This window comes from Nostoc sp. PCC 9305 (assembly GCF_963920915.1).
GTDB lineage: Bacteria > Cyanobacteriota > Cyanobacteriia > Cyanobacteriales > Nostocaceae > Nostoc.
Window position 1 is genome coordinate 1 of record NZ_CAWUDN010000037.1, and the last position, 26,602, is coordinate 26,602.

Consider the following 26,602-nt stretch of genomic DNA (forward strand, 5'->3'; position numbering starts at 1 on the left):
TGTTTTTGCGATCGCTCCTAATTATACTTTGTCGAGAGTGATAAAAGAGGGTTAATCATGTCTTCTGACCACTACGCATCAAGAATGCTGAATACTGCTGCACAACAACTGTTTAAAAGGAAACTTTCTACCTAATCATCCAATACGGGTGATTAGGTGCGTTTGAGGTCATAGCTGACGCCGGAAAAAATTTTACCAGAGGTGTCGATTTCAAATTGCCGTTCGACTTACTCACGAAAGGAAAGAATACAGGTATTGCTCGATTGTATCTAAATGATAAAAAAATTTTTGGCAAAGGTGTCGATTTGAGCAATTGTCGTTCGACTTAATTACAAAGGGAAACAGCAGAGGCAATTCAATGAAATATGTACTGCTAATTTACCTGGAAGAAAATGCCATGAGCCAAACCTTCTGGTCTGTCCGCTTTGGCATGTTGGCCGATCAATTCGGTATTTTCCCTCAATCAGTTGAGCCATGATAGTATTTATGTACTATTAAAATCTTAATTTTTCATCATTTCACGCGGTTCCTAGCCCTTGGGGGCGGTTTTGCCTACAGAGTTGGGCTTCGCGCTAATTACATTCCTCAATGATTCATCAAAAGGAGCTAAAGCAATGGATACAATCAAAACACAACAGGAGCCAACAATGAATACTGAGCCACAAAAGGAACATCAGTGGCTACAGAAACTCGTCGGTGAGTGGACTTATGAAACAGAGGCAATGATGAGTCCAGATCAACCGCCTGAAAGAGCAACAGGAACGGAAAGTGTGCGATCAATTGGTGGACTCTGGGTTGTAGGTGAAGGACAGGGCGAAATGCCCTGCGGTGGTGCGGCAACAATGATAATAACGCTGGGATATGACCCGCAGAAGCAACGCTATGTAGGCACCTGGGTTGGGTCAAGGATGACTTATCTATGGTTGTACGACGGTGAATTGGACGCGGCTAAAAACATGCTAACGCTTAATTCTGACGGGCCCTCAATGACGGGCGATGAGAAGATAGCAAAGTACAGAGATGTAATCGAGTTTAAGAGTAATAATCATCGGGTGATGACATCCTATGTGCTGGGCGATGACGGGCAGTGGCATCAGTTTATGACCGTAAACTCTCGGCGAAAGCAGTAGCAGAAGGGTACCAAGCCCATCCTAGAATTCAGTGGGGGCTTGTACCCAGAATTAATTAAAAATTATTCTTCTTATTCATTTTGAATTTTGAATTTCATTAAATGGTCAAGTATAGCGCTTCCTCCATCTTTAAGAGGATATTTGAAAAGCTCAAAATATTTATAGTTCGCTATTCTGAGCGTCACCAAGTAAAAGGAAGAATCCTAATTTTTCGTTGCTCTGGCTTGGGGACGTTACTTTTGATACAAAACATACTTTTCAAACGCCCTCAAAGAGAGTAGAGAGTTTTATGCAATACCGAATAGCAATGATGACGTTAGATATTGCTCTGATTAAGGCTGACCAAGAAAGTCTCCTTTGCCAAGTTCTACACCGCAGTGCCTAAGAATGTCATACGCTGTTGTGACATGGAAATAAAGGTTTGGTAAAACAAAATATAGGAGAAATGGCATTCCTTGAAAAGAGAGAGTATTGTCACGCATTTGTAGGGTAATTTCTCTCTCTTCTGAACCGTCAATTTGCTCAGGTTTAAAAGTATTTAAATGAGAAATAGTTTTTTGAATGCGGTCAATAAGTTGAGGAAAAGTAGTTTCATTGTCCTCGAATTTAGGTGGTTCTATTTCTGCTAACCGTGCGGCACCTCTATTTACTATGTCAGAGGCAATTTGCACTTGTTTTGATAATGGAAACATATCTGGGGATAAGCGACTATTAATCAACACAGAAGGATCTATTTTTTTAGTTTCGGCATAAGCAGCACCTTTTTCAAGAATGTTTATAAGGTTATTCAGTGCGCGAATAGACACGGGTATTAAAGCTTGGTACATTGAAATGGTCATTGAGATTTATCCAGAAAAAGTTCAAAGGACTTTGAGCCGCCCCATCTAATATTAGGGGGTATTGACTGTGATATTGTGTCAAAGAATATGGAACCTAATTTAGTCACAGATCCAAAGATATTAAATGTTTTGAGCGAACTTATACAACGGGAACCGATTTTTCATCGTCCAGAGTTGGGGACGACACGTGCCGACTTTGAGCAGATGACGGAAGACACATTTTGGGAAGTGGGTGCGTCGGGTCGGCGTTACAGTCGGGAGTATGTGTTGGATGAGATGGAGAAGCGTTATGCCAACCCAGAGGAAGATACATGGCAGACTCGCGACTTTCATTGCCTTGAGATTGCCGCCGAAAACTACCTTGTAACCTATACTCTGATTCAGGGTACTCGCATTACTCGACGCTCAACGATCTGGCGACAGACACCGCAGGGTTGGAAGATTGTGTATCACCAAGGAACCGTGGTAGAAAATGCCTGAATAGAATGTTTACACTGTGTACCCCTACGAGTTCTCGATATGCTATCTGACGTTGGTGTGCGACTAGAATTTTGGTGAGGCTTATAGACACCCCCCCCATAGTTAATAATCTCTGGATGCTGGATAAAAGTTAGTTCTTTTTGCTTGGAAGGAACTGACCTTTTAGCGATCGCGACGCGATCTGTTCCCAATAAATCACGCCATCCATTCAGCCCACAGGGGCGCATCTGTCACCAATTGAGGAAATTTGTTCGGGTTAAGATCCTCAAACTCCAGCATCACGCCGCAACGCTCATCACTCGTTAGCGTATGGAGTAATTATTTAACCGCATTAACCCCGTACTCCAGCCGCTCAATCGCCAATCGAGCGTAATATTTAACTTTATCTCGCCAAGAATGCAAGGCGTAGGAATTGATGGATTAGGACACCAACTGCGGCGCATGGCAACGTCAATAACTAAGTAAGACTAAAATAGGAAGCAGAGCGCTTCTGTTGTCCAAAAAGGCAAAGGTTTTTTATGAACCCATTACCCCCTGAAGTAAATACACCTGAATTAAAACCCGAAAAGGTTGGTAGCTTAATTAAGCGTTTTGGTATTGGTGCAATAACTGGAGTGGCGATCACTGGATTGTATTGGAGTTATACAGATTGGTTTGGATATGCAGAACCAATAACCACAGGTATCATAGGTAGTCTGATCCTAGCAATTTTCTGCGGATTGCTAACACTCAAATGGGGATACAAAATATTAGAGAGCTTATTGGGGCTGTTGCCATAAGCCATAATATAAATCTTTTGTATGTAAATGAACTAGCTTTATAAGTATCTATGCAGATTACTGCTTCAGTAATTTAACTTAAGGTGGAAGTCCCTCACAGCATCGGCTGTCATGGTTTGACGAAAAATTAGTATAATTTCAGTAATAAGCTTTGCAAGTATTGTATATCTAGCTAAGTACCTTTGTGTGTAAATATCAGTATTAGATGTTAAAGTCTTATAGCCAAATTTTATTGAACCTTCTACTAGGGATTACTGCCCTTCTTTCAATAGGTGTTGGTTTCCTTTGGTGGTATCCTTTCGAGTTATTAAGTCACGGCAGAGTTTATTACTTTTTAGTCTCTTTACTAATCGTTATTGGGATATTGTGTGCTTGGTTGGCTGGAATTCGCTGGCAGGGGACACTGTTTTTTGCTCTTGCTTTGCTAGCGTTTAATAGCGTTTGGATATTACCTTGGTATCTGCCTAATAGCCATCAAGGGCAAGGCGAATCTCTTAGAATTATAGAATTTAACATCAATATTCAAAATACTCAATTGACTAAGGTAGCTAATCTGGTTAAACAGCAAAAGCCTGACATAGCTGTATTAATAGAGATCAGCCCGCCAGCTATGAAGAAGCTAACCAAACGCCTGCAAGATACTCTACCCTTTGCTTACCGGACTTGTGGTGGTGGGTTGGCTGTTTTTAGCCGCTTTGGATTGGTAAATCCTCAAGGAAAGACACTAAGTGCAGGAACGATTTTAACCACATCTGTAAAAACTGGCACTAAAAATATCACTTTAGTAGCAGCCCACCCTTCAGTACCAATCAAACCTGATGTTTTTGCTAAACGTAACACCGCATTAGCTGAAGTAACTCAGTACTTACAAACTCAAAAAGATAAAAGACTAATATTTGCAGGTGACTTAAACCTAACTCCTTGGTCGCCCTACTATAAAAGACTAGTTGAAAAAACGGGACTACACAATACAAAACTGGGCTTTGGAGTAGAACCTTCATGGATTGAACCGACAAGTTATGTTCAGTTACCAGCCTTGATTATAAGCGTAATTAAGCTGCCGATAGATCATATTTTTGTTAGCAATGATATCAAAGTGGTAGATTGTAAAACTATCAAAGGTGGAAATTCTGACCATCGGATGCTATTAAGCGATTTGGTCATTTAAAAAAGGTCATCATGCAGAAGAAACTCTTTCAAGAAGGGAATCCAAATTCCCATTAGGATAATACTCTTGTTTTTCTTGTCCAAACTTGAATAAATATATCGTTTTGTTGTCAATCAATCTCATTGATGAGTCTTCAACTTTTAACATTACTATATGCCATTTTTCCTGTCAAAAGTGATAAATTCTGGTCAAAAGAGGCAAGGGGCAGGAGGAAAAAACGAGACTGAGCTTGTACTTTTTCCCAGTTCAAACTGTATCAATATTACTCAATTTGACAGATAAAATCCAATATGAGTGATGTAAATTTCTCAGGATACCAGAGTCCCCATTCGTGGAAACCTTATGTCCTGTTAAACTGTAGTAAACTCCCAGGTTGAGCGAAACTTTCTCAAGGTATAAATAGGAGTTAGAGAAAGTTGCAATGTTAATTGTAAAGGCATCGCCAGCACGATTATCTGCCACCGCGTCCACTCTGCCGGGTGTGCTGACATCGGTTGTCAGAGATTTTTTCTTGTAGCCCTACTCTAGCAAGAATTGCTCGAACGTTTGCTCAATAACTTTACAGCTTTACAGCTAATAGAGGGCTAAGAATTTGAAAATAATCATGGAACAGCATGTAGTTTTATCAGTCGAGTCAAATATCAAGCTGAAGATATTTTCCGACAATGACTCTCAACCGTATTTTGTTGAATTCCCTGATAGCACCAACAGTAATAACTGTTGGTATTTCCGGTTGTACTACAAAGACTCCCAACACTCAGGATTTAATTGCTCAGTCTTCAAAAGATAGTCAGTTAGTCCGTGCTTTCACAACGCAGTCTGATTCAGGTTATTCGGTGGCTTATTCTCCAGAAATATCTGGGGTAAACAGCTCTATTAACGTAATTCTTGCTAGTGCTGGCGCTAAAAGTGTAAAGCTGTGGAATCCCAACACTGGTAAACTATTACGTACTTTATCAGTCCAAGCTTGGACTGTCAGCTTTAGCCCGGATGGTCAGATTCTCGCTAGTGGTTCTCAGGACGGCAGCATAAATTTGTGGGATGTTAAAACAGGGAAACTCATCCGTACACTCAAGCACTCAGAACCAGTAATTGGTGTAGTCTTTAGCCGAGATGGACAAACTCTGGTTAGTAATCTCGATCTCGGATCTACCATCAGGTTGTGGAATTGGCGTACTGGAGAAATCATCCGCATAAATGATGACCCCGACGCTTATCAAAAAGGATTTAGGAACTTCAAGACTCAACCAGCCACTTTTAGCCAGGATGGTCAGACCTTATTTGCTACAAGTGGTTCTGGTTCTATGCTTGAGTCGTGGAATGTGAAAACTGGTAAACGAATAGGCAGTTTCGATGCGAAATCATTAATTAATGCTGTCGCTATCAGCCCAGATAGAAACACTCTAGCTACTGGTATTCGAGACAATGCAATTAAGCTGTGGAGTATTAATGATGGTAAACTCATTGACACTTTAATTGGTCATCAAGCTGAAGTCAGAACTGTTGCCTTTAGCCGAGATGGAACACTACTGGCTAGTGGTAGTCGGGACGGCACGGTTAAATTATGGAATGTCACTACTGGTAAAGAAATCAGCACTTTTACAGCACACAAGCTACAAGTTTGGTCTGTCGCTTTCAATCCCGATGGTAAAACACTCGCTAGTACTGGGCAGGATGGTAGTATTAAAATTTGGCGTGTATCTTCACAATAAATCTATGGGCGTAACTTAATCATTTTCACCACCAACCCCAAACCGCCAAGGATGTGTAGAAGACTCCACCCAACGGAGCCTTCACATTGAGTGCAACAGAGCAAGTAGCTCCCAAAAGGGGTTGAAGATTGGGGAAGGTTTCAAATTCCAGTGTTCATAAAGGTTTCGATGCTTGCTTGGTGTATTCTTCTATCAGGGAAGCATAGTCTTCTTCTTTAGGCAGGGTCTCGAAGCTATGAACCGCAGAGGTCGTCGCCCATAGCAGCTTTTCTCTCGTCCAAGTTTCGATGAAAGGCGTGAACCATGAGGCATCGTCCAGCATCGTTGCACGAAGGTTAACGAACTCGTCCATTCCTTCAGGTCGAGTAAATATCCAACTCATGCAGTGTGGGCAGAAGTAATGGCGAGTCGCGCCATGCAAACCGCCGATGGTCGGCTGACCTTTCAGTATTGAGAACCCAACGCTTGGAATCGCAATGCTTAAAGAAAAAGCGCTGGCAGTCATTCGCTGGCAACCTGTGCAGTGACAAGCCATCGTCAGCAGAGGCGGGGCACTCACCTGAAACCGGATCTGGGAGCAACGACATCCGCCTGACCAGGGCAAATTCCAATCGTTCATGATCTGCCGCCTCCGTTCTCTATTCATCTTCATTCTTAACTAAGAATAATATTTTATGAATTATCTGCAAATACAAAAAACGGAAGAGAAAGCAATATGGAATCAAATACGAATGGCACTAAGAAAAGCTAAAAGCTCGTCTGGGCTGGGTGTTGGGGGTAGGGTTGCAGGTTCGGCAAAAATCAAGAAAATTTTATATGAGTGGGGGTACAAATAAATTTCTGACTCACTACATACACCCAACACCCGACACCCCACACCCAAAAGCCTTATATATAATGGGTTTGCCGTTATCTTAGTGCCATTCGAATCAAATACTGTTGTCGCAAATCGTGCCCAAAATTGGGAAGTATTCTCCAGTAAACCGAGAGGCGATTTTTTGGTGCTTGTTAGGCAACTCCACAGGCAGAAAACAACGCTTGATAGTGCTGCTTTTCTTGAACTCCGATCAGGTGTAATTGGCGATCGCCTTGAAAAATAACTCGGACTCATCTGCACAATGGCTGCCAGTTCGGCAAGCGCTAAGTCCTGCTCAAGGTGCTAATGAATGAAATCAATCACCTGCTGCAATTGTCTTTTGGCTAAACCACTCTGAGGTCTAGAGATGGATCTTTGGGCTGAGTAGTGCCGCAATAAATGAGTCATCAGAGCAGCCGTTAGCGAATTAATATAGAGACGACTGCCAACTCCGCTAGACTCAAGCTCTGACTTGAGCGCGAAGCCAAGACTGTAAATCAAGGGGTCAGGTTTGCTGAAACTGGGGACAAGCTCGACATCAGTGGCAGCCGTCAGATCGAAGGTATGACGTGCAAACGTCCTCGCCTCAAAACTGAGAGTAATAAATTCGTACTCAGTGTTCCAATAAGCCGACTTGAGGACATCAGCTGGCACAACCGTCACATCGCCATATCCAAATTGCCGCTTTTGAAAGCGATGCTCGATCATCTCTTCAACCATTGGTGGTGATGGACTGCGATCATGAATGATAATGCGATGTTGCCTGGAATAATTTTCTGCCAACTGATGCGGTGGATGGCAATGATATTGCAGTTGAATGCCGTCCCATCCTGCTTTGTCACTGGAGAGTAATGGCGCTTCCGGGTAAAGCTTCAGCACTTCATCCTGCTGAACAAAGTCAACAACTAAGATATCTGAAGTTACCATTGCTTGGCTCCTTCTATGGAACTGGATACTGATCAAATTGCTGCATCAGATCCAGTAGCTCAGTTTGGCTGGGTTGTCGCCCGTTTTCGGTTAACCGGGCTAACCCCTCAAAGTACTGCTCCCGTGAGTCGGCAGGACAAAAGAGGATCAGTAGAGTCGATCTCACTGTTCCAGGATTAGAGAACCCATGCGGCGTATTTTCTGGCACGAGCATCATTGCACCCGATGCAGCCATAATTGTTTGCCGATCCAACAGCAACTCCACTTCTCCCTCCACCACGTAAAATATCTCGGTCAATTGCTTGTGGATGTGTGGACTGGCTCCTTTCGTTCCTGGTTCCATAACAAATTCAAACAAGCCAAAGTGTCCATTTGTATTCTCCCCAGTCACTTTAAATGTGCAGGTACTGGTGCCGAGTTTAACGGACTTTCCTTCACCGGGTTGCAGAACAATCGGTAACGACATCAGAAGCTCCTCTAGATCAAGAATTGGGAATTGCAGCAACCGCGTCTATCTCAAACAATAGCCCCTCGACTGCTAATCTCGGTACAGGAATCAAAGTACTGGTAGGTTTGCGATCGCCTGACCACATCTCATTCCGTGCGGCTGAGATCAATTGCTGTTTTTCGGCATCGTGATCAACTGAGAGGACTGTAATTTTCACAACGTCTTCTGGGGTTGCCCCAACTGCTGCTAATGCTGCACGAAGGTTAGCAAATGCCTGTTTCAACTGAGTCGCAAAGTCAGCTGCAACCAGATTGCCCGTCTCATCCATGCCCAATTGACCTGCGATATAGACAAGAGTGGTGTTAGCGGGAACCGTTACAACATGGGTAAAACCGTAATCAGATGGATTGAAGAATCCAGGGGGGTTGAAGTGCTGAATTTGTAAAACCATGATTTGACTCTTAAATCAATTTTGTTGAAAGTTGTCAGTGCAGGAGATCAACCCAGTGGAGACACAATTGCTCAGGCATAGCGATCGGACATCGCCGGAATATCAATCTCTTTCACACAGGAGACGCGCGATAGTTGACGCAAACAGCGCATTAAGAGAACCAAATCCTGCATTGGAATTTGCCTGCTGTCGTAGGTTTGGATTGCTGCCTCTGCCCCAGCTTCATAGGCGATTTCTGCCGCAATACTACCTGGGTTGAGCGAAGTCACTGGAATACGATGCTCTCGTAAACATTCCCGCAGGGCATGAACCACACCCCGCAGACCAAATTTAGATGCGGTATTCGCAACTTCCGGTGCGCCAGAGTTATCTAAGCCCGAAAGCGAACTCATATAAACAACACGGGGATTGCTTGAACGCTTGAGATTTGGCAACAACCGATGAGTACAGAGAATAGCAGCCAGCAGATTCACTTGGATAATTTGTTCCATCTCTTCTAAAGTGGATTGTTCAAAGGAATAAGTTGGCTCAAACGCATTCTCCTCCCAAATCCCGGCGTTGTAGAACAGGAAGTCAACCGCGCGATCGCCAATTGCCTCAGCCACTTTGACCGCAGCAGTCTGAGTAACCAACAAGTCTGCCGGAATCCAAACTCTAGACACTTGATCGGCGCGATCAAGGCTAGGAGGGCGAGTTCTGGAGATGAGAAACACAGTATCGCCTGCATCTGGCAACCCAACACTGAAGCCTAAGCCAACACCGCGACTAGCTCCAAAGATCGCAATATTTGCCATTACTGCACCAACTTGAGAAGTTGCGACTTTATAAAGAAAAACCTTTAGTAAGAATCATAAGTGCTTAACTTGACTTTGTAAAGCTTTTTCTTTAATTTGTTAAGTATGAAAGCAGAATCAACTAGCGTTCGGACTCGACAGGTGATCGTCCAATATCTCAAACAGGAAGGAGCAACGGATGCGGAAACGCTAGCCTCCCACTTGAACATCACCGCAATGGCAGTGCGGCAGCATATCTACGCTTTGCAAAAAGAAGGATTGGTGACGTACCAGAAAGAAGCACGTCCGATGGGACGCCCTGCCAAGTTATGGGAGTTAACGCCTGCTACTGATCGTTTCTTCCCTGATCGCTACGCTGAGTTAACATTGTGTCTGATTAACTCAATGAAAGAGGCATTTGGTGAAGAGGGATTTGATCGGCTATTGGAAGTTAGAACTCGCGAACAAATTCAAGCGTATCGAGCGATCATGCCTCGGCTTGCTCCACTTCAACAGCAACTAGAAGCGTTAGCAGTGCGGCGAACCGAGGAAGGCTACATGGCAGAGGTCACGGCTCAAGCCGATGGCACTTTTCTCCTCGCTGAAAAGCATTGCCCTATTTGTGCGGTGGCAACTGCTTGTACCGGGCTTTGTCGAATGGAGTTAGAAATCTTTCAAGCGGTTTTAGGTAACGATGTGAGCATTGAACGAATTGAACACATTTTGGCAGGCGATAGACGTTGTGTATATCTGGTTATCAGTAGTTAAACAGAACTGAACAATAAAAAATTCAATTCTGACTCCTGAGTTCTGAATTCTGAATTCTCTATTATTAAGAAGTAGAGCCATTTTATTCGCCAATGGCAAGCAAAAAAATCCAAGTCAGAGAGTACAACGTCAGAGCGCACAAGCGGGAAATTCACACTCGCGTTTTCAACTTCGTATGTAAACAGTGCGAACAACCCACACAACGAGAAACCTTTGGAGTTAGACCTCTATATTGCGAGAAATGCCGCCCTCCTCAACCTCCCAAGCAATCGAAAGTAGTCCCTATAGGCAAGAGGAAACCCAGAGCTATGAACTATAAAAGCGGGAAGGATATCGCTGGGTGATTTGTTGTCTCTTGGGTGAGTGAAGCAGTGCGCTCATTCGCCCAACCTAATTCAAACTGGTAAAAAGCTAGCGTGGCAAAACTAGCTAGAGCAAAAACTTAAACGTAGTAAATTCGTTATTATTGAAAATTTTGGTTTACCTATTTACGCCTATTTCAATCATGAAAAATCTACTCTAGCAAGTTTTACCACTCTAGGTAAAAAGTAACTCTAATGAATTCACATTAAACATATTTTCTTCGATTTATCTGTAGGATTAAGAAAACTTCCCAGATTAAGATTAATTGGTAAGCAATTTCAACACAATTCTCAAATCATACACTGGCTCACAAGTAGTAATACAATCAGGGGCGTGAGTTCGTTCTGGAACGAGTATGACCAATACCAACCCTCAAACCGAATATGATTCGCCGTGGAAACAGATACTACAACTGTATTTTGAAGAGTTTATGCTGTTTTTCTTCCCCCAAGCACATGGGGAAATAGATTGGACACGACAGCCTGAGTTTTTGGACAAAGAATTAGAGCAGGTAGTGCGTGATGCCGAACTAGGGAAAAGACTGGCGGATAAGCTGGTAAAAATATACCGCATTGGTGGTGAAGAAACTTGGATACTGATACACTTAGAAATCCAATCCCAGTCGGAATCTGATTTTAGCGAAAGGATGTTTATCTACAACTACCGCATCTACGATAGATATAAACGGTCAGTAGCATCCTTGGCGGTTCTAGGTGATGAGCAGGTAAACTGGCGACCAAATCAGTTTGGTTACGAGTTGTTTGGCACTAAAGTAGAGTTTCAGTTTCCAATTGTCAAATTGCTAGACTATCAACAACGTCAGTCGGAACTAGAAGCCAGCCGTAACCCTTTGGCGACTGTAGTGATGGCACATTTAGCAGCATTACAAACCAAGAGCGACAGGTTAGAACGTAAGCAGCAAAAACTAAGTTTAGTGCGGAGACTTTACCAGCAGGGATTTGAACGTGAGGATGTTCTAAACTTGTTGGCTTTTGTAGACTGGGTGTTGACACTCCCCCAAGATTTAGAGCGAGAGTTTCTTTTTGAGGTAGAACAATTGGAGGCAGAGCAACGTATGCAGTATGTTACTTCTTTTGAACGCAGTGGTATTGAAAAAGGTAAGCTTGAAGCTTTGTTAAAAGGTATAGCCTTGGGATTAAAGCTCAAATTTGGAGAAACTGGTCAAAATTTATTACCTGAAATCGAATCTATCCAAGATGTAAGTGTGCTAGAAGCCATCTTGTCAGGGATAGATACGGCTAGTACTGTTTCACAATTGCGTCAAATTTACCAGTCGTCCACAACAGACACTCAGCAATGAGATTGGGCATCGCCTAATTTCCCCATCCCCGAATCAACAAGCCCAAGACGAATTTAACTAAAACAAACCATGCCCAAGACTTGGAACATCAAGATAGATAACTATTTTCAAGCCAACCCCAATTGCATCATCGCCACCGCCCATGTAGACAGCTTCCCGATAGACCTGCCGCTAGAACCGAACATCCGCGAACCGAACCGCAAAAGCGCGACCTACAGACAAATGTTCGATTCACTGACAACCGAACCTGCAAAATTCTTCTCTCGTCATAGCGGAATCGTTCTGTCAGCCAATAAAGTTAAGCCTGTCAAGAACAAAACTGAACTGGAGCTAGAAGTCTTAGAAGCTAACGAGGGAGGTAGTGATGGGATTATTAACGGGGGGCATACAGTTTTAGCTTTTGAGCAAGCGAAAAATTACAACTACAATTTAACCGAAGCCAGAGTAAAAGTTACGATTCACATCGGACTGACTGAAGAATCAGCCAAAGATATAGCCCTGGCCTCCAACACCACAACGCCAGTAGATTCTCGCTCCAAAGTCAACGCCAGAGGTGATTACAAATTCATCAAGCAGTACTTAGCCCAGTTAGAGAGAGCAGAAGATAGGAAATTCCGCATTGCCTATTACCAAAACCAAAGTGGCGCTCCCAGAAATGCCCAGTGCAATGTCACCCATTTGCTCAAGCTGCTTTACTGCCTCGACAGAAATAAATACAACCCCGACGGCAATAAACGAACCAAACACCCAGCAGGGATGAGTCTTCCAAGTAACATCACAGACGCAGAAAGGGAAAGATTAACCGCTTTACTGCCTCTCTTGACTCATGCTCTGTGGATAGAGCAAAGACTCTACGAAATAATCCAAGACTATATCAGCAACCCCAGAAGAAAGGGTGCCAATGATTTAGCATCAATAGATATACGTAAAACGACGTTATTGCCGGACAGTAAATACTCTTTTGGGTTTGGTGCGCCAACCGACTTGGCACTACCGATAATTGCATCATATCGGGTATTTCTAGACAAGGACTATAAATGGATTCTGCCGTTTAACGAATTTGCTGAAGATTTCCTGCAACACTTGTGGAATAACTACTTCCGCAAATACTTGGTGTCGGAGAAAACAGCAGGAAATACAGTCGGCACAAAAATCAGCCGCAATCAAGAGATTTGGGAAAGTTTATACATTTCGGCGCAGAGTTATCTAAATCAGCACTTGATGCAAATGGTCAATTCCAGTAAGTCAGAAGAACCGAAGGTGACACAAGGTGCAAAAGGGCGTTTGCAAGCAGGCAAGAAATAATAGTACAAGTTTTCTATACGTGAGATTCGTTTTGGATGGGTGATGGCTTTTAACAGTGAATAGTTTTCAGTTATCAGTAAAGTTGTAAAGTCCTTGGGTTTTAACTGATAACTGCTTTAGGTGATAGCCTAAGAAAGTGAAATTGAAAAGGTGCTATCACTCACAGATTATTTTCCATTTTCATATAGAATAACAACTGCTCATTCAATGACTATTTTGTGAATTCAACAGTAGCAAGAGACGAAAAATAATGGCTGAACTCAAACTCCGGTCAAAAGATCCAGATTCCCTCAGACGCATTATTCAAAGTGCTTTGTCAGAAAGATTACAGAGTGTGGTAGCAGGAATCAAAAGAACAGAAGAACGGATTCAGGAATTTGAAACCAAATATAAATTATCAACTGAGGAATTTATCACTCAGTTTAATAATGATGAATTATCTCATAGTTTTGACTTTGATGAGTGGATTGGATAAGCTCGAATACTGGCTCATTTACAACAAAAAAAAGAGTCGATAGAGGAGATTGATTTTGTTGATTGAAGATTATTTTCAGCAAGTTGGAATTTTAATTTAATCCTCAGAGATAGTTAAAATATTTCATTTAGAAAATGAAAGAAGAGGAATATATGAAGGTTTTATCAGAGCCAAACTCGAATTTAAAGATAATTCCTTTGTAGATTCCACGTCAGATCAACAAAAATATCTTGTGTTATGACATCTCAATGCTTTAATCGCATCATCTTGAACACAGACAGGCAAACGGTATCGAAGATCATTGATTTTACTAATAAAAATTAATATAAATTTTTCCTGAGTTTATCCTAAATTTTTATTTATCAATTCACCTAGCAAATTTTAATCAAAATATCAGCCCCATCTTTGATAAAAACGTGATAATCCATATAGCAAATTAACTAAACTAAAGTTTGGTCTATTAAATAAAGGAATTCACAACCGAATGTCAATTCATAACTTTACTCTCTCCCGTCACTTATTACGCAACTTGTCGATCATTTCGCTGATTTTTTTACTCCTATACGGTGCATCTCGTGTGATACTTCCTGCTCCCGCCACTGATATCTCGAATGCTGTACCGCAGGGAAAGCAAGTAGCGGTTTTCGCTGGTGGATGCTACTGGGGAATGGAAGCAGTTTTTGAGCATCTATTAGGTGTTTATGATGTCGTTTCTGGCTTTTCTGGAGGCGATGCAAGAACCGCAGACTATACACTTGTCAGTGCTGGATTAACTAATCATGCTGAATCCGTAAAAATCACTTACGATCCATCAAAAATATCATATAACCAGCTTCTGAAGGTCTACTTTTTGGTAGCGCATAACCCAACAGAGTTAAATCGACAAGGCCCAGACTCAGGTAAGCAATATCGTTCGGCGATCTTTTTTGCTAACGATGAGCAAAAACAGGCTGCACAAGAATATATCGCTCAACTCAACAAATCACAAATCTTCGACAAGCCGATTGTGACAAAATTAGATCCTTTGAAAGGTTTTTATCAGGCTGCGGCATACCATCAGAATTATATAGTGCATCATCCGAGCGATCGCTATGTTGTAATGAATGACTTGCCGAAGCTGGCTAAACTTCAAACAAAGTTCCCTGATATGTATAGCAAGTAAGGGGATTTGCAGCATTCGACTTTTAATATCCCCTCAATCCGGTGAAAGATTAGCCTATCCTGTAAGATGCTCGTCCATGCTTCTTTTGATATTGCTGATGATACTCTTCTGCTCTATAGAATTGTGATGCAGGTACAATCTCCGTCACAATTGGATTTTTGTGATAACGAGAACTATTTTCAAGCTGCTCCTTGGAGGCTCTTGCTAATAATTCCTGCTCTGGAGTGTGGAAAAATATCACTGACCGATATTGAGAACCAACATCTAGCTCCTGATGGTTTGATTCTGTGGGATTGTGCTTATTCCAAAACACATTTAGCAGTTCATCATAAAATACTATTGCTGGATTGTATTCCACTTCCACTGCTTCAGCATGTCCAGTTTTGCCTCTACAGACATCTTCATAGGTTGGATTCTCAAAGTGTCCGCCAGTGTAACCAACTGCTGTAGAAGTTACTCCCTTTACTTGACGAAATGCTGCTTCAACTCCCCAGAAACAGCCTGCTCCAAATGTCGCTTTTTGTAGATTAGCATTTTGCATATCTTTGACAACTCTTTTATGATAATTTTAAGTGAAACTTATCGAATCAGACAGATACTTTATAAGGAAATATTTCCTCAAGACTGCCTGATTGATTTTAATTATTAGAGTGACAGATTATTCGGAGATGAGTCTGATACAAAGCTGAATATTATCTAAAATTTGGAAAAATAGTTTAATTTAAAATTTATCTACTATAGTACGGCGTAAATAAAACACACATTCCAAATCAATGAAAGGCTTGTAGTATCAGAATTACGCCAAGCTGTACTAGCTTTTGCTAACTATAGGAATATTTCTTAGAATACTGACTATTTCAATTGGGTCTAACCGTTTAGTATAATCTGCATCAACAAAAGCATAAACGATTTTTCCGTCTCGATCAACTACAAATGTAGCTGGAATAGGTAGTTCAAAAGACTCATCTCCATTGTATCTAGGTAACACATGACCCTTTGACTCTAATATAGGTCTTAGATACTCCGGGATTTGAAACACAATGCCAAATTGACGAGCAATCATATTGCTGCGATCGCTCAATACTTCATAAGTTAGTTCATGTTTTTCTACAATTGACATGGTATGACGATTAGTTTGAGGTGAAATAGCAATTATTGATGCACCTAATGTTTTAATTGCAGGTAATGCTTGTTGGAGTCCTGCTAGTTCCAAGTTACAGAAAGGACACCAAGAACCTCGATAAAAGGAAATAACTACAGGCCCACTAACTAGTAGTTTTTGTAATTCTACTGCTTGGCTGAAAGCATTAGGTAGAATGAAATTAGGAATAATATCTCCTACCTTTAAAGTGTGGTTAATTATACCTGAAGAAATTAGCTCATTTTTGAGAGACTCTGTAAAATTCATCGTAATTTTCCTGAAAGTTAACTTCTACTTTTATGTACCTTTATAGAGAAATACTGTTGCAGTAAATTTACTGAAATAAGAAAAGTAGACTTTTGGATTTGCATTACTGGGATAATTGCTTTAGATTCTAAGGGATGATTATCATTTACTGTTCCTGTTGTTTTTATACACGTTAAGCTATCCGTTCAAAGTCCTGGTTAATAAAGCGTTACCACTTCTGTTTTCCACCAAGGGTCGTAATTGGTTTATGATCCTTCCATACACCAAGAACTTTACCTAGGTAGTCAGAGTAATTATGTGAGGAAAGCTTGTAGATACACATTAGCGACAATATCAGCAGCCCACTCAAGTTTTTCTGGTGTGCCAACGAATCGGACTTGTTGAGACTTGAATATAAAAATTGATAGATTCAACATAACTTTAATCCTCTTTAATTGTTACCCAATCACTCAAAACAGCTATACAGCAAGCGGTCAATGTTGGTCTTCTCAAGGTCTTAATTTCATGTTTAGCGATGTAACCACCCTCTAATTCGTTTTGCTCAAAAGAAACTCCAATTACTTCAAAAAGCTTATTAGCAACATCAAGAGAAATAGATTTCGACCAAGACATATTTATCTCCCACCCAATCCCGGAAAAAACTTACTCCAAACACTTTGCTCTTTTGTCCTTAATCCTTCTGCACCTAAAACATTCTCTAGCCCTCGCTGATTACTCTGAATCTCCCGCATATTGAGAGCGTGAATAGTTTGGGCTAACTCTGGATTCTCTTCTAACAGTTCGGCTTCAAGCTCCAACTCCTGCTGCAACAGTTGGGCATTTCGGCGCAAGAACATCTGCTGATTGTGTCGCTGTCTAATAAGGGATTCAGTTAGGTGTAATTGTTCTTCAAAACTCAAATCGTCGTATTCGTTATACATTTTATTCAACTCCAATTAAACCAAAGTATTCTGCCGATAATTCCATCAAGTATTTGAGAGCTAAACAGTCGCCATAACTAGTGTATATTTGAGCAATAGTTTTGAAGATTTCTAATATATTATCAGGCGTTACTTCAGTGAAACGAAAAGCCAAATTAAATGCTGAGTTTTCAGCTTGTGGCTCTAGTGGCGGTGCGTCTGTCCAGACTATTAAACCTCGCTTGTCCAGTTCTGCTAAAGAAATATCATTCACAGCATCCACAACGGAGTCAGGGGCATACTTTATTAATAGCTTAATCACCAAATAACACCTCCATAAAGTAATTGATATCCCAGCCTCAATCTTGTAATAAATTCGTCAGTATTACGATTGCCCCAAACTGGGTTATTACGGCTTTTTATCCAGTTAATTGGACTATGACAAATTTCATTATGACAACGGTAGCACGTAGGAAATGTTGATACTCCAATAACGTCATTCCCATAGTAAGCGTGATGAATCTCTTCACTTTTATTAGTCAGACAGACTACACAATAATTGTGAGTTTTTCGGTGAGCGATTGCTACTTGTTTCCTATACTCTTTAGGATTACCATATCGAGCATTCCAGTTTAATCGTCTGTGTAGCCGAGATTTTCCAGCAGTAGGGTAACGCCTTTTTCGTTTAACTCTTGCCCCGTTAATTCGTACCACTTCTGTTTAATTTCCTGAAAATGCGGTCTTCTTCCTAATTCTGTTGCCCATTTTCTAATTTCTTCATACCAGTCAACCTGCTGCTGTGAGGATTGTTGATTATTTTTAGAACTATCAACAGTGTCACTATTCGGTTTGGAATCCTGTTTTTGTTCCAGACCTTTGATATCAAATTCCGGGATTAGGGCAACGAAGGGATTAGACCGAGTAGGAATCACCAGGGCATATCGAACTCCGGCTTTATCCAACATTTCGCAAGCCTGTCGCAAAATTTCAAGAATTTCTTTTTTGACGTTTACAAAGTCTTGTGGATGGTCAAGGATATAACTCGATGTCTGCCCTACAGCAATAAAGCAAACGTTTTTCAGAGATGGGCGGCTAAATCCGGTTTCTCCAGAGAGTGGGGACTGGCCCATAAATAAACCATGACCCTTTAACCCAGCAGTGAATTTAATGATATAGTTCCAAAAACCCTGCAAGTCTTTGGCGGTATCAGCATCAACCATTCCCGGAAGTCCCTTGCCACCACCAAATACAGAGTCCACCTCATCCTGTGCAAGAAATAATTCCGGGACACCCTGACATTCACCACCAACAATTGATACTCTTGCTTTCTGCTTGTCAATTTGGTCTGTAGCAAAGGTAATCCAGTTTTTTAATTCTTTCATGCCGTCAAACTTACGGCTAAACTTGCACAGCCATCTGGTGACATCATCCTTTGGATCGCTGCCAATCACAATTGCCGGGCTTTGAGATTTTGCAGCAATTTTGTTGATAATCACCCCTGCTAAAGTTGATTTGCCAGACTGTGTACCACCAGATAGGTAAAAATGGTGATTGCTGCGAAGAGTCATATTTTGATTAGATGCAGCATTACACAGTTCATCAATCCAAGCACCATCAATTCTGATGTAATCAGGATAATTTGCTGCTAGGGCTTGCAGAATTTTCATCGCGCCCGGATTAATCACCGACTGCACCGACTCTTCATCGATGTCAGCAATATCGGGATTGGGAATACCAGTCGGTGAAGGTGATTGTTGTGCTGGTGGTTCGGGAAGTGTAACCAACCCTTGCAACTGATATTCAGCTATCCACCGGGGGCGCTCTTGCATTGGTAGCCGATTCACGTAATCAGCAACTCTGCGTTTAGCTGCGATCGCAGTCGTAACATAATCATAAACAGCCTCACCTTGTAAATGCTGTTTGAGTGCTTTGAGGTCAGCTTCTAGCAAAGACTGGTAAACTTTTTCCTTACTTTCGCTGATTTGAGCGGATACCCCAAATAAGCCAGCACTCAGTGTTCCAGCACCAAGTAGCATCCCGGTTGTTATTCGATCAGTGTTTAAGAAAAAAGGAGCAGACAGACATAACACTGCACTCGCTCCTAAAGAACATAAAATACTCCGTTCTGCATGAATGACGCTACTGGCAGTTAGACGTTGTAATTCAAATCCCATAATTTATCGCACCCCTAAAGCAACACCAGCTGCAACTAAAGTCAAGAAGACAAACAGGAATATCACTCCAGGCATTAAGCCAATGGTGAAAGTCTTGCGGTTGAAACCGAATCCTTTAACGACTAAGCCAGCAAAGTTAAAGAAACCAACTGCCAAACCGCAAATGCAAATCATGCCAATGATCCACACCAAGAATTGACTGACTGGGCTGGCAACTGATAGAAAACCCATCAACATTGATAAGCCCACTCCACAAACTGCATATCCAACGAAAGATAGTTTCATGCGATCAACTCAAATTAAGGAAGATTTGGTTTTTGACCTCGTTTAATAGGGCAAGCACGAACAACAATGAATTGTTCCGAATTCTTTAGGTTGTGACAGAGTTTGTCATACAATCCATAGCAGTAATCGTTGATGTCTGTAACTTGGTTGGTTTGAGTGTTAAAGCCAGGGATAACGTAATTAATCACTAAATAAAATTCGTGGGTCATATTTAAAACCTAAAGCTGTCACCTACCTCATCAAATGCTTTCTCATATCCCCCCAACTGGCGTTGTTGTTCCTGCGAACCAAAGGCATGACGGATCACCGCCTCCCCATGTAATCCCCTGGTTCGCTGCAAATCCTCCTCAACCTTCATGGCTTCTTGAGAATATGCCAATTGGTTTTTATACATCTCTGCCAAGGATTGCAACTGCTTGAGCCTATGCCGGGAAAATTTAGTGTGCAACCACTTCTGTGCTTTTAGAGTGCCAGCCACTTCTGCTTCATCAAGAACCTGCTTTGCTGTAGTGTAAGCTGGCAATGTGTAGCGATCGCGGATTGATGAAGGTAAATTACCCTCAATTTGGGTAGCATCCCCAACTCTTAAATCCGTTGATACCACTCCATCACCTTTACCGCCGAATAAACCAGGAAGCCATTTTCCTAACATTCTTTTCTCCTTAAAGAATTCAGAAGCCAGAAGTCAGGAGCCAGAATAAAGAATTGTAGTACTGAATGAATAGGCTATAAAACATTAAATGTCAGGAGCCAGAAGCCAGAATATATAAGAAGTTTATTAAAACTAGGATATTTATCAAGTCTTTATTTGATTCTTTAATTATTCTGACTTCTGACTCCTGACTCCTGAATTCTGTTCGTTAAATTCTACCTATTCAGTTCTCCTGAATTCTGACTCCTGACTCCTGACTCCTGTGTATAAGTCTGCTGAACTTGTTGAACTTGTGAGCCGATATATCGGGTTATGCCATATATGCCCATGAATGAAAACATCAGAATGGTAAAAGCTGCGATCGCAGTTTGAGCCATCATTCCCCGTTGCATCAATTCCTCAATCTGTCTATTGGACTGCGATCGCACTCTCGACTCATCAATAATTTGCTGGACTATTAGGAATTCTTCTGAAGATAGGTTTTCTAGTGTCAGCCCTGACAGATTCAATTCCCCGTCCTTCTTCAGGTGAATATTTAATGCTTTGCGATGGGTTTGGTCTTGTTGCTCCATATATTGCCACGCCCAAAACGAGGGTTAATAGCAGCAGATTCAGTACTGCTGCTACCAAGATGAATTTATTCGGTCGCATTTGTTGGGCTAATACCGAAAATACCCGCAACGAGTTCGTCACCGATTGCACGAAAGGAATCTACGTCAGCTTCCTCCTCCATCGCTTTAGAGACAAACTTACTCACCACGTCCTTGGGGGCATTGCGAATCGTCGATAACAACTGGTCGGCTTTGTCGGTTGTGTAAGCATCAATCCCGACGTTGAGAACATCCTCCAGAGATTGAATTTCTTGGTTTGAAACCTGGGATGCATGAGCGATCGCTCCTTGCAATGGAGGAGTGGATTTACGACGGGGTGAGTTTTTACCTAACTTGCCATTGCCATTTTTGGACTTGCCATTAGCAGTGGTCAGAGCAGTTGATTTCTTGGCTTGTGCAACTTGAATTGCCACTTCTTGAGCTTCGGCATCATTCAAATTATCAACATCCATGCCAATAGCTGATGCAGCGGACAAAATATCGCCCTCATCGAACTCAATCCCTTGCAAAGTAAGTATTTGTTTGATTTTTTCCATATTATTTTGTTTCTTATATGGTACTACACCACTAATATAGTCTATATTGGCTACATATCACATAAGAACCCAAAAATATTTATTTGTAGGGTTCTTGTCCCATAACCAATCTCATTTGATAATCTGGGTGATTAAATATGGATGCAACAATGCCTAGAACAAAAGCGCAGGGAATGACCAGGATTGAACTTTACGTGCCAACAGCACTCTTTGAAGAAGCGGAGGAACTGGCCGAGTTTGAGGGTTGGAAATTATCAGAACTGCACCGTGTATTTTGGGAAAACGGTTTTGGTGTTTATGTTGAACGCAGTAACAAGAGAATGATTAACAAGCGCTTGAGAGGGAAAATTTCCCCCGACGCTGCCAATCAGGGAGAAGAAGAGTAATTTTCGCGCCCAGGTTAAACCTGGGCATTGTTGAGTAAAGGGAGCAACAAAATATGCAAAGTATTGAAGAAGCATACAGTCTTGCTTGGGTGAAAACAGCTTGTGAACATATTTTAGGTAAGAATATTTGTCAAAGAACTTGGCGTAACTGCCTAAGAATATGTGGCGTTCAGCCTTACAAGAGAGAAATCAAGCTCAAAGAGTGCTGCTATTTACTAGGATTATTTTATCTGAAACGTCAAAACCCTCTCAAAAAGTATTCTTTGTCTGACGTTTCATTATTATTGATGAAAGAGAAAGAACGACTTTCCAAATTTGGCATTGATTTAGAAAACCCGGAATTTCCACTATTAGGGCGAGAATTGCCGGACTATCTCTATGAAAAAACAGGCTACAAAGTGACTTTGCGAACCCTGTACCGTTGGGCATCTAAACGCCGTATTCCTTTCTCTAAATTACGCATCATTAATCAAAAAGAATTAAGTCGATGGCTAGAATTAGCAAATATAGCGAACGCATAGTGAATATTTAGCTTTTAATACATTTACTCCCCGCCCACCACTGGACTTTCAAATGAACGAGTGTGCCATTAGATTGATATGCTGCTTTTCAATCTAATGGATTTTGCTCTAGATACTGGCGCACTCCCACGCTCATGGCTACGAGGTTTGGTTGTACATTCTTCCCCAAAAAATCTTCAACGAGATGAGCAATTCTACTTGTGAGGAAGAATGGTACTCCCTTGATTTGTTTCGCGTCAATCACTAGTTCGCCACGGCTTTCAATTACTGTACTATTACCATCTTGCAAAAAGCGATTTTTGCCAGAACACTTAACTGCTTCTGTAAAAGCGTGAGTTTCAATACGCCATTCAACTGTCAAATCTGTGTGATTCCAGGTATTATATTCTGTCCAAGAAAGCATATCTTCACTGAGCAGAACTCTTGCTGCTGCTGGAATTTCACTGCCACCATGCCATTCATTGACAGTATAAATATTACTGCCTGCTTCCTTACGTGATAAAAGTGTGATCTGACGCACGTTTGGCATATAGGGAACTAGTTCAACTAGTTTGTCACGATAGCTAGCATAAACTAGGGAGCGTGGAAAAGGAATTTTGGTATCAGCAGAAATGAGCATTAATTCATACCATATTTAAATATAGACACAACGGGGAATTACCAAGAGTTTAGCGATGGCATAACTGCCCACCGGAGGCGATCTGCAACTGAGGTGTTTTTTTTGGTTGCTCCGCCTGAATTTTGGTTTAAACGTCATCTATATTTTACTGTCGCATCGGATCACAAAGCGGCATAAAAAAGCAGCAAGGTCTGCCGTGACATCTAAAAGCCTTACTGTGTATAGATGTCACAGAAAGCGGCCAGATTGGGTAAAACTCTAGAACCCTTGCTATTAAAGGAATGTCACAAAAAGCGGCATGGTTAAATTATGGACTTAGTGTCACTTGAAAGCACTCAAAGCTATATAGGATAGGTGTCACAAAGGAAGTGGCAGGGTTGAAGAAAAAAAATAGGGATGAAAAAAACTCCGTTTTTGGGGCTTTTTTATGAAGTGGGATCGACAGCCTCTGATGCTCACGGAACGCCTGCTTTTAAGTGTGGGATTCCCTACATCCTATCCCTACAAGCTTTTCATGACTGATGCTGAAATTTATTTCCCAAGCTTTCTATTTTTTATTTTGCAAGTTTTTCTTTTTCTTTTTCTTTTGTTTAGGGCACTCGATATCGACCATCAACCCATGCTCAAATACAACAGTGTGTTTTGGATCTGCTCCATCACAAAGGAGAGTTTTTTTCTGTTTACTCATCAACTTCATTTCCTTAATTGTGTTCTCGAAAAAATGAAGTTCATAGCCACAATCACACTCAAATGATGAAGGGAATATTTCTTTGGGCATAAACTAATCGAAAAAATTATATTTCCTTGGCATTTTTTTCATAATCCCATAGATTGGTAAACCATTGCAGCAGATTCGTTAAAGAAAGAAATTATACATCAAGCGGCTAGTGAAAAAAATTTCCGCATAGTCAAGCTCATTGCAATAATCCTATTTGAATTATTTTTTTTTGCCAACAAGTGTGTGCTGTTTAACCTAGCCTTTCTTCTAGGTTCTCAACGTTTAAACTTTATGAGAGGATTAACCCAGTATTTAAACTCAGCTTAAACATCTTGTTCTGAAATGTGATCTAAATTCATCACTACACAGGAGTGCTTAATCATGGCGCAGGACGAACTAAAGAACAAAGTAGCTTTGATTACTGGTGCAAATAAAGGTCTGGGGCTGGAAATGAGTCGTCAACTTGGACAACATGGATTGACAATTCTAATAGCAGCTCGTAGTTTAGATGCAGCTAAAACAGCAGCAAGTAACTTAGAGAACGAAGGAATAATAGCTCACCCAATTGCCCTGGATGTTACTGATAGTACTCAAATTGAATCTGCTATTCAACAAATTAGTAACTCTTTTGGGAAACTTGATGTCTTGATCAATAACGCAGGTGTATTTTTAGATGGTGATTGGTTAACCAGTAATGCTAGTTCTATTTCTGTAGACATTATTCGACAGACATTTAACACAAACTTTTTTGGCTTAGTAGAATTAACTCAACGAGCATTGCCGTTAATATTGAATAGTCCTAGCGGTCGAATTGTAAATATGTCGAGTATTGAAGCCTCGTTAACACTTCATGCTGACCCCAATTCATTCATCTATGATTCCAAACCATTTGCTTACAATGCTTCTAAGGCAGCATTGAACTCATTCACGATTCATTTAGCTCATGAGTTACGCAATACTCCGGTGAAGATTAATAGCGCTCATCCGGGTTGGGTAAAAACGGAATTAGGTGGTGAAGGTGCAATGATGGACATCGCATTAGGTGCGAAAACTGGTGTTGAATTAGCGATATTGCCAAATGATGGCCCCAGTGGTGGGTTTTTCCATCTTGGTGAACCAGTAGCTTGGTAACTTATACCATGACTTGAAGCAGTGGCATAAATTATTAGTCATTACGCAAATTTCTCACGATTTTCGTACACTCGATACTATTGACTATTGATTCTTACGGTAAATGGCGATTTATCCCATACATTGAAGGAATGGAATAAATCGCCATCTTTTGTAAAAAGTTGAGCATTATTCTTCTAACTCGGACTTTTCCATTTCTGGTGAAAAGTTGGCTCTACACTGCTCAAGTTATCTATTATTAGAGACACTTCTCAGTATGTGGGCATCGACTTAAGCATTGGATATTGTCTCCAACTGTTGCTTGAGAATTACAATTTCGATTTGATACGCTTCAATTTCGGCTTGAAGTTCAGCACGTAATTCACTTGGTGTAAGCAGATGAATTTTCTCCTCTTCAAGATGTGACACTTCGGAAAAATCGTTTTTATCTAGGACAGCATAACGCCAAGATTCGTTACATAAGCCAGTCAGTATATTATTGGGTGGATAATACTGAACCCCTACAATCATCCCCTGCTCGGTTCTTTGCCCTAACGAGTATTTTGGTGATGTCCAGTGATTCGGGATGGTGACAACTTTTGAAGCTTCCATGCCATTGCTCCTATCTTTGTTTTGATTGTGTTTGTAATACTTGCTGCTGCCTTTTCTCCACCAAAATCTGGCCGATAGTTCCTCCAGTACCTAGCCTAAGCATGGCTGTAGAAATTATGTACATTGTATTTCTGCCAAAAATTTGCACTCCTAAATACCCGATAGATACGGCCGCTAATGTACCAGTGAGACTTACAACAATTACTTGTACTTGATTCCGTTTCATAACTAGAATTCCTTTGCTTGATAGAGGTTATGATTTGAATTTGTTATTAGGTAATCTCGCCACTGGGAAATTTATGATCGAATTGACACCGAAACAACAAATTTTTATACAAGATGATGTACCTACCCGTTTGCATCATCTAGCTGTACACCTTGATCAAATTCAGTCTTTGTGGACTCAAGGCTCGTCGCAGGAATTGATACTGACTCTGATAAAAGAAAGTCGGTACTTTATTGAGTGGACTGTACCAGATATGGTAAAGGCAGATGATATTGACCGAGCCTGTGAATTAGTTGATTTAGTTCGTCTTCTGACTCGTTGGCTATTCCATTGGGACGATATCTGGACTGATGCTGAACAAAAGCAATCTGCATCTCAAGAAATTTCATATTGGTTACAGCGAGTTTTAGAAATATCACGTACAGAACCAGAATCAATGAGTGTTTGATCTCTATGAATTCTTCCTCTGTTTGACCAACAGCGATCTCAGATACTGCCGACAAGCTGCTTCTCCCCGATAAATCAGAATCCGCAGCGCCTGTACTTCCTGTATCGGAGAAATACAAATCTCAGCGATCGCTGGAATTAAATTTTGTTGCTTCTGCACATAATCTTGATGCTGCTGCTCTAACACAGCAATTTTGGAGTTTAACTCCTGTATCTGCCGCAATGCTTGCGTCAGGGACGATTCTTTGTTTCGAGAGCGATTATCTAGAGTTAATGTCATTTTCTTGCTCCTCTAAATTTAGATGGTTGAAAGGAACGAATTTCCATTAGTTTCAACTTTGTAAAACTGAATCGATTTCGCCGTTATCAATAGCCTTTTTTGCGTGGCCAACAGCTTGTGTATGATTGTCAAAAGTTTGAGTTGAAGGTGATGCCCAAGTT

At 41.2% G+C, this 26,602-nt stretch carries 42 protein-coding genes; 17 read left to right on the forward strand and 25 right to left on the reverse strand.

Going from position 1 to position 26,602, the window contains the following annotated elements; translation table 11 throughout:
• Positions 1-614 precede the first annotated feature (614 nt).
• Positions 615-1,130, forward strand: coding sequence for a DUF1579 domain-containing protein (locus ACM0OX_RS15635; RefSeq protein WP_414515931.1), 516 nt, complete (start codon positions 615-617; stop codon positions 1,128-1,130).
• 332 nt (positions 1,131-1,462) lie between these two features.
• On the opposite strand, the gene ACM0OX_RS15640 is transcribed toward ACM0OX_RS15635, so the two are convergent.
• Positions 1,463-1,969 carry a DUF1993 domain-containing protein gene (locus ACM0OX_RS15640; RefSeq protein WP_414515933.1) on the reverse strand — a complete coding sequence of 169 codons (507 nt, stop codon included), beginning with the start codon at positions 1,967-1,969 and terminating at the stop codon, positions 1,463-1,465.
• 87 nt (positions 1,970-2,056) lie between these two features.
• Here ACM0OX_RS15640 and ACM0OX_RS15645 point away from each other — a divergent pair, with 87 nt between their 5' ends.
• Entirely contained in the window at positions 2,057-2,449 is a 393-nt protein-coding gene (locus ACM0OX_RS15645; RefSeq protein WP_414515934.1) for a DUF4440 domain-containing protein, read from the forward strand.
• Here ACM0OX_RS15645 and ACM0OX_RS15650 read toward each other — a convergent pair.
• Positions 2,419-2,676: a hypothetical protein gene (locus tag ACM0OX_RS15650; protein WP_414515935.1), complete on the reverse strand. Its 258-nt coding sequence runs from the start codon at positions 2,674-2,676 to the stop codon at positions 2,419-2,421. The genes ACM0OX_RS15645 and ACM0OX_RS15650 overlap by 31 nt on opposite strands.
• A gap of 291 nt (positions 2,677-2,967) precedes the next feature.
• On the opposite strand from ACM0OX_RS15650, the gene ACM0OX_RS15655 reads away from it, so the two are divergent.
• Positions 2,968-3,228, forward strand: a complete 261-nt coding sequence (locus ACM0OX_RS15655; RefSeq protein WP_414515936.1) for a hypothetical protein — start codon at positions 2,968-2,970, stop codon at positions 3,226-3,228.
• A 232-nt stretch (positions 3,229-3,460) separates the two neighbouring features.
• Positions 3,461-4,396, forward strand: coding sequence for an endonuclease/exonuclease/phosphatase family protein (locus tag ACM0OX_RS15660; RefSeq protein WP_414515937.1), 936 nt, complete (start codon positions 3,461-3,463; stop codon positions 4,394-4,396).
• A 350-nt stretch (positions 4,397-4,746) separates the two neighbouring features.
• Here ACM0OX_RS15660 and ACM0OX_RS15665 read toward each other — a convergent pair whose 3' ends face one another.
• A complete protein-coding gene (locus ACM0OX_RS15665; RefSeq protein ID WP_414515939.1) occupies positions 4,747-4,887 on the reverse strand; it encodes a hypothetical protein in 141 nt (46 codons plus the stop codon).
• A gap of 174 nt (positions 4,888-5,061) precedes the next feature.
• Here ACM0OX_RS15665 and ACM0OX_RS15670 point away from each other — a divergent pair, with 174 nt between their 5' ends.
• A complete protein-coding gene (locus tag ACM0OX_RS15670) occupies positions 5,062-6,108 on the forward strand; it encodes a WD40 repeat domain-containing protein (protein ID WP_414515941.1) in 1,047 nt (348 codons plus the stop codon).
• Between the two features lie 154 nt (positions 6,109-6,262).
• On the opposite strand, the gene ACM0OX_RS15675 is transcribed toward ACM0OX_RS15670, so the two are convergent.
• Positions 6,263-6,727: a GFA family protein gene (locus tag ACM0OX_RS15675; protein WP_414515943.1), complete on the reverse strand. Its 465-nt coding sequence runs from the start codon at positions 6,725-6,727 to the stop codon at positions 6,263-6,265.
• 55 nt (positions 6,728-6,782) lie between these two features.
• On the opposite strand from ACM0OX_RS15675, the gene ACM0OX_RS15680 reads away from it, so the two are divergent.
• Both ACM0OX_RS15680 and ACM0OX_RS15685 read left to right on the forward strand, forming a co-directional pair.
• The gene (locus ACM0OX_RS15680) at positions 6,783-6,944 is read left to right on the forward strand and encodes a hypothetical protein (RefSeq protein ID WP_414515944.1); all 162 of its coding nucleotides are present in this window, start codon (positions 6,783-6,785) and stop codon (positions 6,942-6,944) included.
• A gap of 81 nt (positions 6,945-7,025) precedes the next feature.
• Entirely contained in the window at positions 7,026-7,208 is a 183-nt protein-coding gene (locus tag ACM0OX_RS15685) for a hypothetical protein (protein ID WP_414515945.1), read from the forward strand.
• 59 nt (positions 7,209-7,267) lie between these two features.
• Here ACM0OX_RS15685 and ACM0OX_RS15690 read toward each other — a convergent pair whose 3' ends face one another.
• The 4 genes from ACM0OX_RS15690 to ACM0OX_RS15705 form a co-directional block, all read right to left on the reverse strand.
• On the reverse strand, positions 7,268-7,891 hold the full coding sequence (locus ACM0OX_RS15690; RefSeq protein WP_414515946.1) for a hypothetical protein: 624 nt from the start codon (positions 7,889-7,891) through the stop codon (positions 7,268-7,270).
• 13 nt (positions 7,892-7,904) lie between these two features.
• Positions 7,905-8,357: a cupin domain-containing protein gene (locus ACM0OX_RS15695; protein ID WP_414515948.1), complete on the reverse strand. Its 453-nt coding sequence runs from the start codon at positions 8,355-8,357 to the stop codon at positions 7,905-7,907.
• A gap of 16 nt (positions 8,358-8,373) precedes the next feature.
• Entirely contained in the window at positions 8,374-8,790 is a 417-nt protein-coding gene (locus ACM0OX_RS15700; protein WP_414515949.1) for a RidA family protein, read from the reverse strand.
• Positions 8,791-8,861: 71 nt separating this feature from the next.
• Positions 8,862-9,584, reverse strand: a complete 723-nt coding sequence (locus ACM0OX_RS15705) for an SDR family NAD(P)-dependent oxidoreductase (RefSeq protein WP_414515951.1) — start codon at positions 9,582-9,584, stop codon at positions 8,862-8,864.
• Between the two features lie 105 nt (positions 9,585-9,689).
• Here ACM0OX_RS15705 and ACM0OX_RS15710 point away from each other — a divergent pair, with 105 nt between their 5' ends.
• From ACM0OX_RS15710 to msrA (ACM0OX_RS15735), 6 genes are all read left to right on the forward strand, one after another.
• Positions 9,690-10,331, forward strand: a complete 642-nt coding sequence (locus ACM0OX_RS15710; RefSeq protein WP_414515952.1) for a helix-turn-helix transcriptional regulator — start codon at positions 9,690-9,692, stop codon at positions 10,329-10,331.
• A 92-nt stretch (positions 10,332-10,423) separates the two neighbouring features.
• Positions 10,424-10,675, forward strand: a complete 252-nt coding sequence (locus ACM0OX_RS15715; protein WP_414515954.1) for a hypothetical protein — start codon at positions 10,424-10,426, stop codon at positions 10,673-10,675.
• Positions 10,676-11,049: 374 nt separating this feature from the next.
• Positions 11,050-12,015, forward strand: a complete 966-nt coding sequence (locus tag ACM0OX_RS15720) for a cytosolic protein (protein ID WP_414515956.1) — start codon at positions 11,050-11,052, stop codon at positions 12,013-12,015.
• Between the two features lie 69 nt (positions 12,016-12,084).
• Entirely contained in the window at positions 12,085-13,320 is a 1,236-nt protein-coding gene (locus ACM0OX_RS15725) for an AIPR family protein (protein WP_414515957.1), read from the forward strand.
• Between the two features lie 250 nt (positions 13,321-13,570).
• Entirely contained in the window at positions 13,571-13,795 is a 225-nt protein-coding gene (locus ACM0OX_RS15730) for a hypothetical protein (protein WP_414515958.1), read from the forward strand.
• Between the two features lie 484 nt (positions 13,796-14,279).
• Positions 14,280-14,957: a peptide-methionine (S)-S-oxide reductase MsrA gene (gene msrA / locus ACM0OX_RS15735; RefSeq protein WP_414515960.1), complete on the forward strand. Its 678-nt coding sequence runs from the start codon at positions 14,280-14,282 to the stop codon at positions 14,955-14,957.
• Between the two features lie 49 nt (positions 14,958-15,006).
• On the opposite strand, the gene msrA (ACM0OX_RS15740) is transcribed toward msrA (ACM0OX_RS15735), so the two are convergent.
• The 12 genes from msrA (ACM0OX_RS15740) to ACM0OX_RS15795 all read right to left on the reverse strand — a co-directional run bounded on the left by msrA (ACM0OX_RS15740) (position 15,007) and on the right by ACM0OX_RS15795 (position 21,522).
• Entirely contained in the window at positions 15,007-15,498 is a 492-nt protein-coding gene (gene msrA / locus ACM0OX_RS15740; protein WP_414515961.1) for a peptide-methionine (S)-S-oxide reductase MsrA, read from the reverse strand.
• A 270-nt stretch (positions 15,499-15,768) separates the two neighbouring features.
• Positions 15,769-16,365, reverse strand: coding sequence for a peroxiredoxin-like family protein (locus tag ACM0OX_RS15745; RefSeq protein WP_414515963.1), 597 nt, complete (start codon positions 16,363-16,365; stop codon positions 15,769-15,771).
• Between the two features lie 293 nt (positions 16,366-16,658).
• Positions 16,659-16,781, reverse strand: a complete 123-nt coding sequence (locus ACM0OX_RS15750) for a hypothetical protein (protein WP_414515965.1) — start codon at positions 16,779-16,781, stop codon at positions 16,659-16,661.
• A gap of 4 nt (positions 16,782-16,785) precedes the next feature.
• Complete coding sequence (locus ACM0OX_RS15755; protein ID WP_414515967.1) at positions 16,786-16,977, reverse strand: hypothetical protein; 192 nt, start codon at positions 16,975-16,977, stop codon at positions 16,786-16,788.
• Between the two features lie 2 nt (positions 16,978-16,979).
• Complete coding sequence (locus ACM0OX_RS15760) at positions 16,980-17,285, reverse strand: hypothetical protein (protein ID WP_414515969.1); 306 nt, start codon at positions 17,283-17,285, stop codon at positions 16,980-16,982.
• A gap of 1 nt (position 17,286) precedes the next feature.
• The gene (locus ACM0OX_RS15765; RefSeq protein ID WP_414515971.1) at positions 17,287-17,586 is read right to left on the reverse strand and encodes a hypothetical protein; all 300 of its coding nucleotides are present in this window, start codon (positions 17,584-17,586) and stop codon (positions 17,287-17,289) included.
• Between the two features lie 310 nt (positions 17,587-17,896).
• The gene (locus ACM0OX_RS15770; RefSeq protein ID WP_414515972.1) at positions 17,897-19,438 is read right to left on the reverse strand and encodes a hypothetical protein; all 1,542 of its coding nucleotides are present in this window, start codon (positions 19,436-19,438) and stop codon (positions 17,897-17,899) included.
• 3 nt (positions 19,439-19,441) lie between these two features.
• Positions 19,442-19,723, reverse strand: coding sequence for a hypothetical protein (locus tag ACM0OX_RS15775; RefSeq protein WP_414515973.1), 282 nt, complete (start codon positions 19,721-19,723; stop codon positions 19,442-19,444).
• Positions 19,724-19,737: 14 nt separating this feature from the next.
• Complete coding sequence (locus ACM0OX_RS15780; RefSeq protein WP_414515974.1) at positions 19,738-19,932, reverse strand: hypothetical protein; 195 nt, start codon at positions 19,930-19,932, stop codon at positions 19,738-19,740.
• A gap of 2 nt (positions 19,933-19,934) precedes the next feature.
• A complete protein-coding gene (locus ACM0OX_RS15785; protein WP_163938111.1) occupies positions 19,935-20,375 on the reverse strand; it encodes a hypothetical protein in 441 nt (146 codons plus the stop codon).
• 215 nt (positions 20,376-20,590) lie between these two features.
• Entirely contained in the window at positions 20,591-20,947 is a 357-nt protein-coding gene (locus tag ACM0OX_RS15790) for a hypothetical protein (RefSeq protein WP_414515976.1), read from the reverse strand.
• Positions 20,948-21,012: 65 nt separating this feature from the next.
• Positions 21,013-21,522, reverse strand: a complete 510-nt coding sequence (locus tag ACM0OX_RS15795; protein WP_414515977.1) for a hypothetical protein — start codon at positions 21,520-21,522, stop codon at positions 21,013-21,015.
• A 149-nt stretch (positions 21,523-21,671) separates the two neighbouring features.
• Here ACM0OX_RS15795 and ACM0OX_RS15800 point away from each other — a divergent pair, with 149 nt between their 5' ends.
• Both ACM0OX_RS15800 and ACM0OX_RS15805 read left to right on the forward strand, forming a co-directional pair.
• The gene (locus ACM0OX_RS15800) at positions 21,672-21,908 is read left to right on the forward strand and encodes a hypothetical protein (protein WP_414515979.1); all 237 of its coding nucleotides are present in this window, start codon (positions 21,672-21,674) and stop codon (positions 21,906-21,908) included.
• Between the two features lie 53 nt (positions 21,909-21,961).
• Complete coding sequence (locus ACM0OX_RS15805) at positions 21,962-22,429, forward strand: DNA-binding protein (protein WP_414515981.1); 468 nt, start codon at positions 21,962-21,964, stop codon at positions 22,427-22,429.
• A gap of 88 nt (positions 22,430-22,517) precedes the next feature.
• Here ACM0OX_RS15805 and ACM0OX_RS15810 read toward each other — a convergent pair whose 3' ends face one another.
• Both ACM0OX_RS15810 and ACM0OX_RS15815 read right to left on the reverse strand, forming a co-directional pair.
• Positions 22,518-23,048 (reverse strand): hypothetical protein, encoded by a 531-nt coding sequence (locus ACM0OX_RS15810; RefSeq protein ID WP_414515983.1) that lies wholly within the window; start codon positions 23,046-23,048, stop codon positions 22,518-22,520.
• Between the two features lie 547 nt (positions 23,049-23,595).
• Entirely contained in the window at positions 23,596-23,826 is a 231-nt protein-coding gene (locus tag ACM0OX_RS15815) for a hypothetical protein (RefSeq protein ID WP_414515985.1), read from the reverse strand.
• A gap of 321 nt (positions 23,827-24,147) precedes the next feature.
• Between ACM0OX_RS15815 and ACM0OX_RS15820 the strand changes: the two genes are divergently transcribed.
• On the forward strand, positions 24,148-24,897 hold the full coding sequence (locus ACM0OX_RS15820; protein ID WP_414515987.1) for an SDR family oxidoreductase: 750 nt from the start codon (positions 24,148-24,150) through the stop codon (positions 24,895-24,897).
• 270 nt (positions 24,898-25,167) lie between these two features.
• Here ACM0OX_RS15820 and ACM0OX_RS15825 read toward each other — a convergent pair whose 3' ends face one another.
• Both ACM0OX_RS15825 and ACM0OX_RS15830 read right to left on the reverse strand, forming a co-directional pair.
• Entirely contained in the window at positions 25,168-25,488 is a 321-nt protein-coding gene (locus tag ACM0OX_RS15825) for a hypothetical protein (RefSeq protein WP_414515989.1), read from the reverse strand.
• Positions 25,489-25,498: 10 nt separating this feature from the next.
• A complete protein-coding gene (locus ACM0OX_RS15830; protein ID WP_414515991.1) occupies positions 25,499-25,714 on the reverse strand; it encodes a hypothetical protein in 216 nt (71 codons plus the stop codon).
• 34 nt (positions 25,715-25,748) lie between these two features.
• Between ACM0OX_RS15830 and ACM0OX_RS15835 the strand changes: the two genes are divergently transcribed.
• Positions 25,749-26,162, forward strand: coding sequence for a hypothetical protein (locus ACM0OX_RS15835; protein WP_414515992.1), 414 nt, complete (start codon positions 25,749-25,751; stop codon positions 26,160-26,162).
• Between the two features lie 3 nt (positions 26,163-26,165).
• Here ACM0OX_RS15835 and ACM0OX_RS15840 read toward each other — a convergent pair whose 3' ends face one another.
• Positions 26,166-26,441 (reverse strand): hypothetical protein, encoded by a 276-nt coding sequence (locus ACM0OX_RS15840; protein WP_190965416.1) that lies wholly within the window; start codon positions 26,439-26,441, stop codon positions 26,166-26,168.
• Positions 26,442-26,602 lie beyond the last annotated feature (161 nt).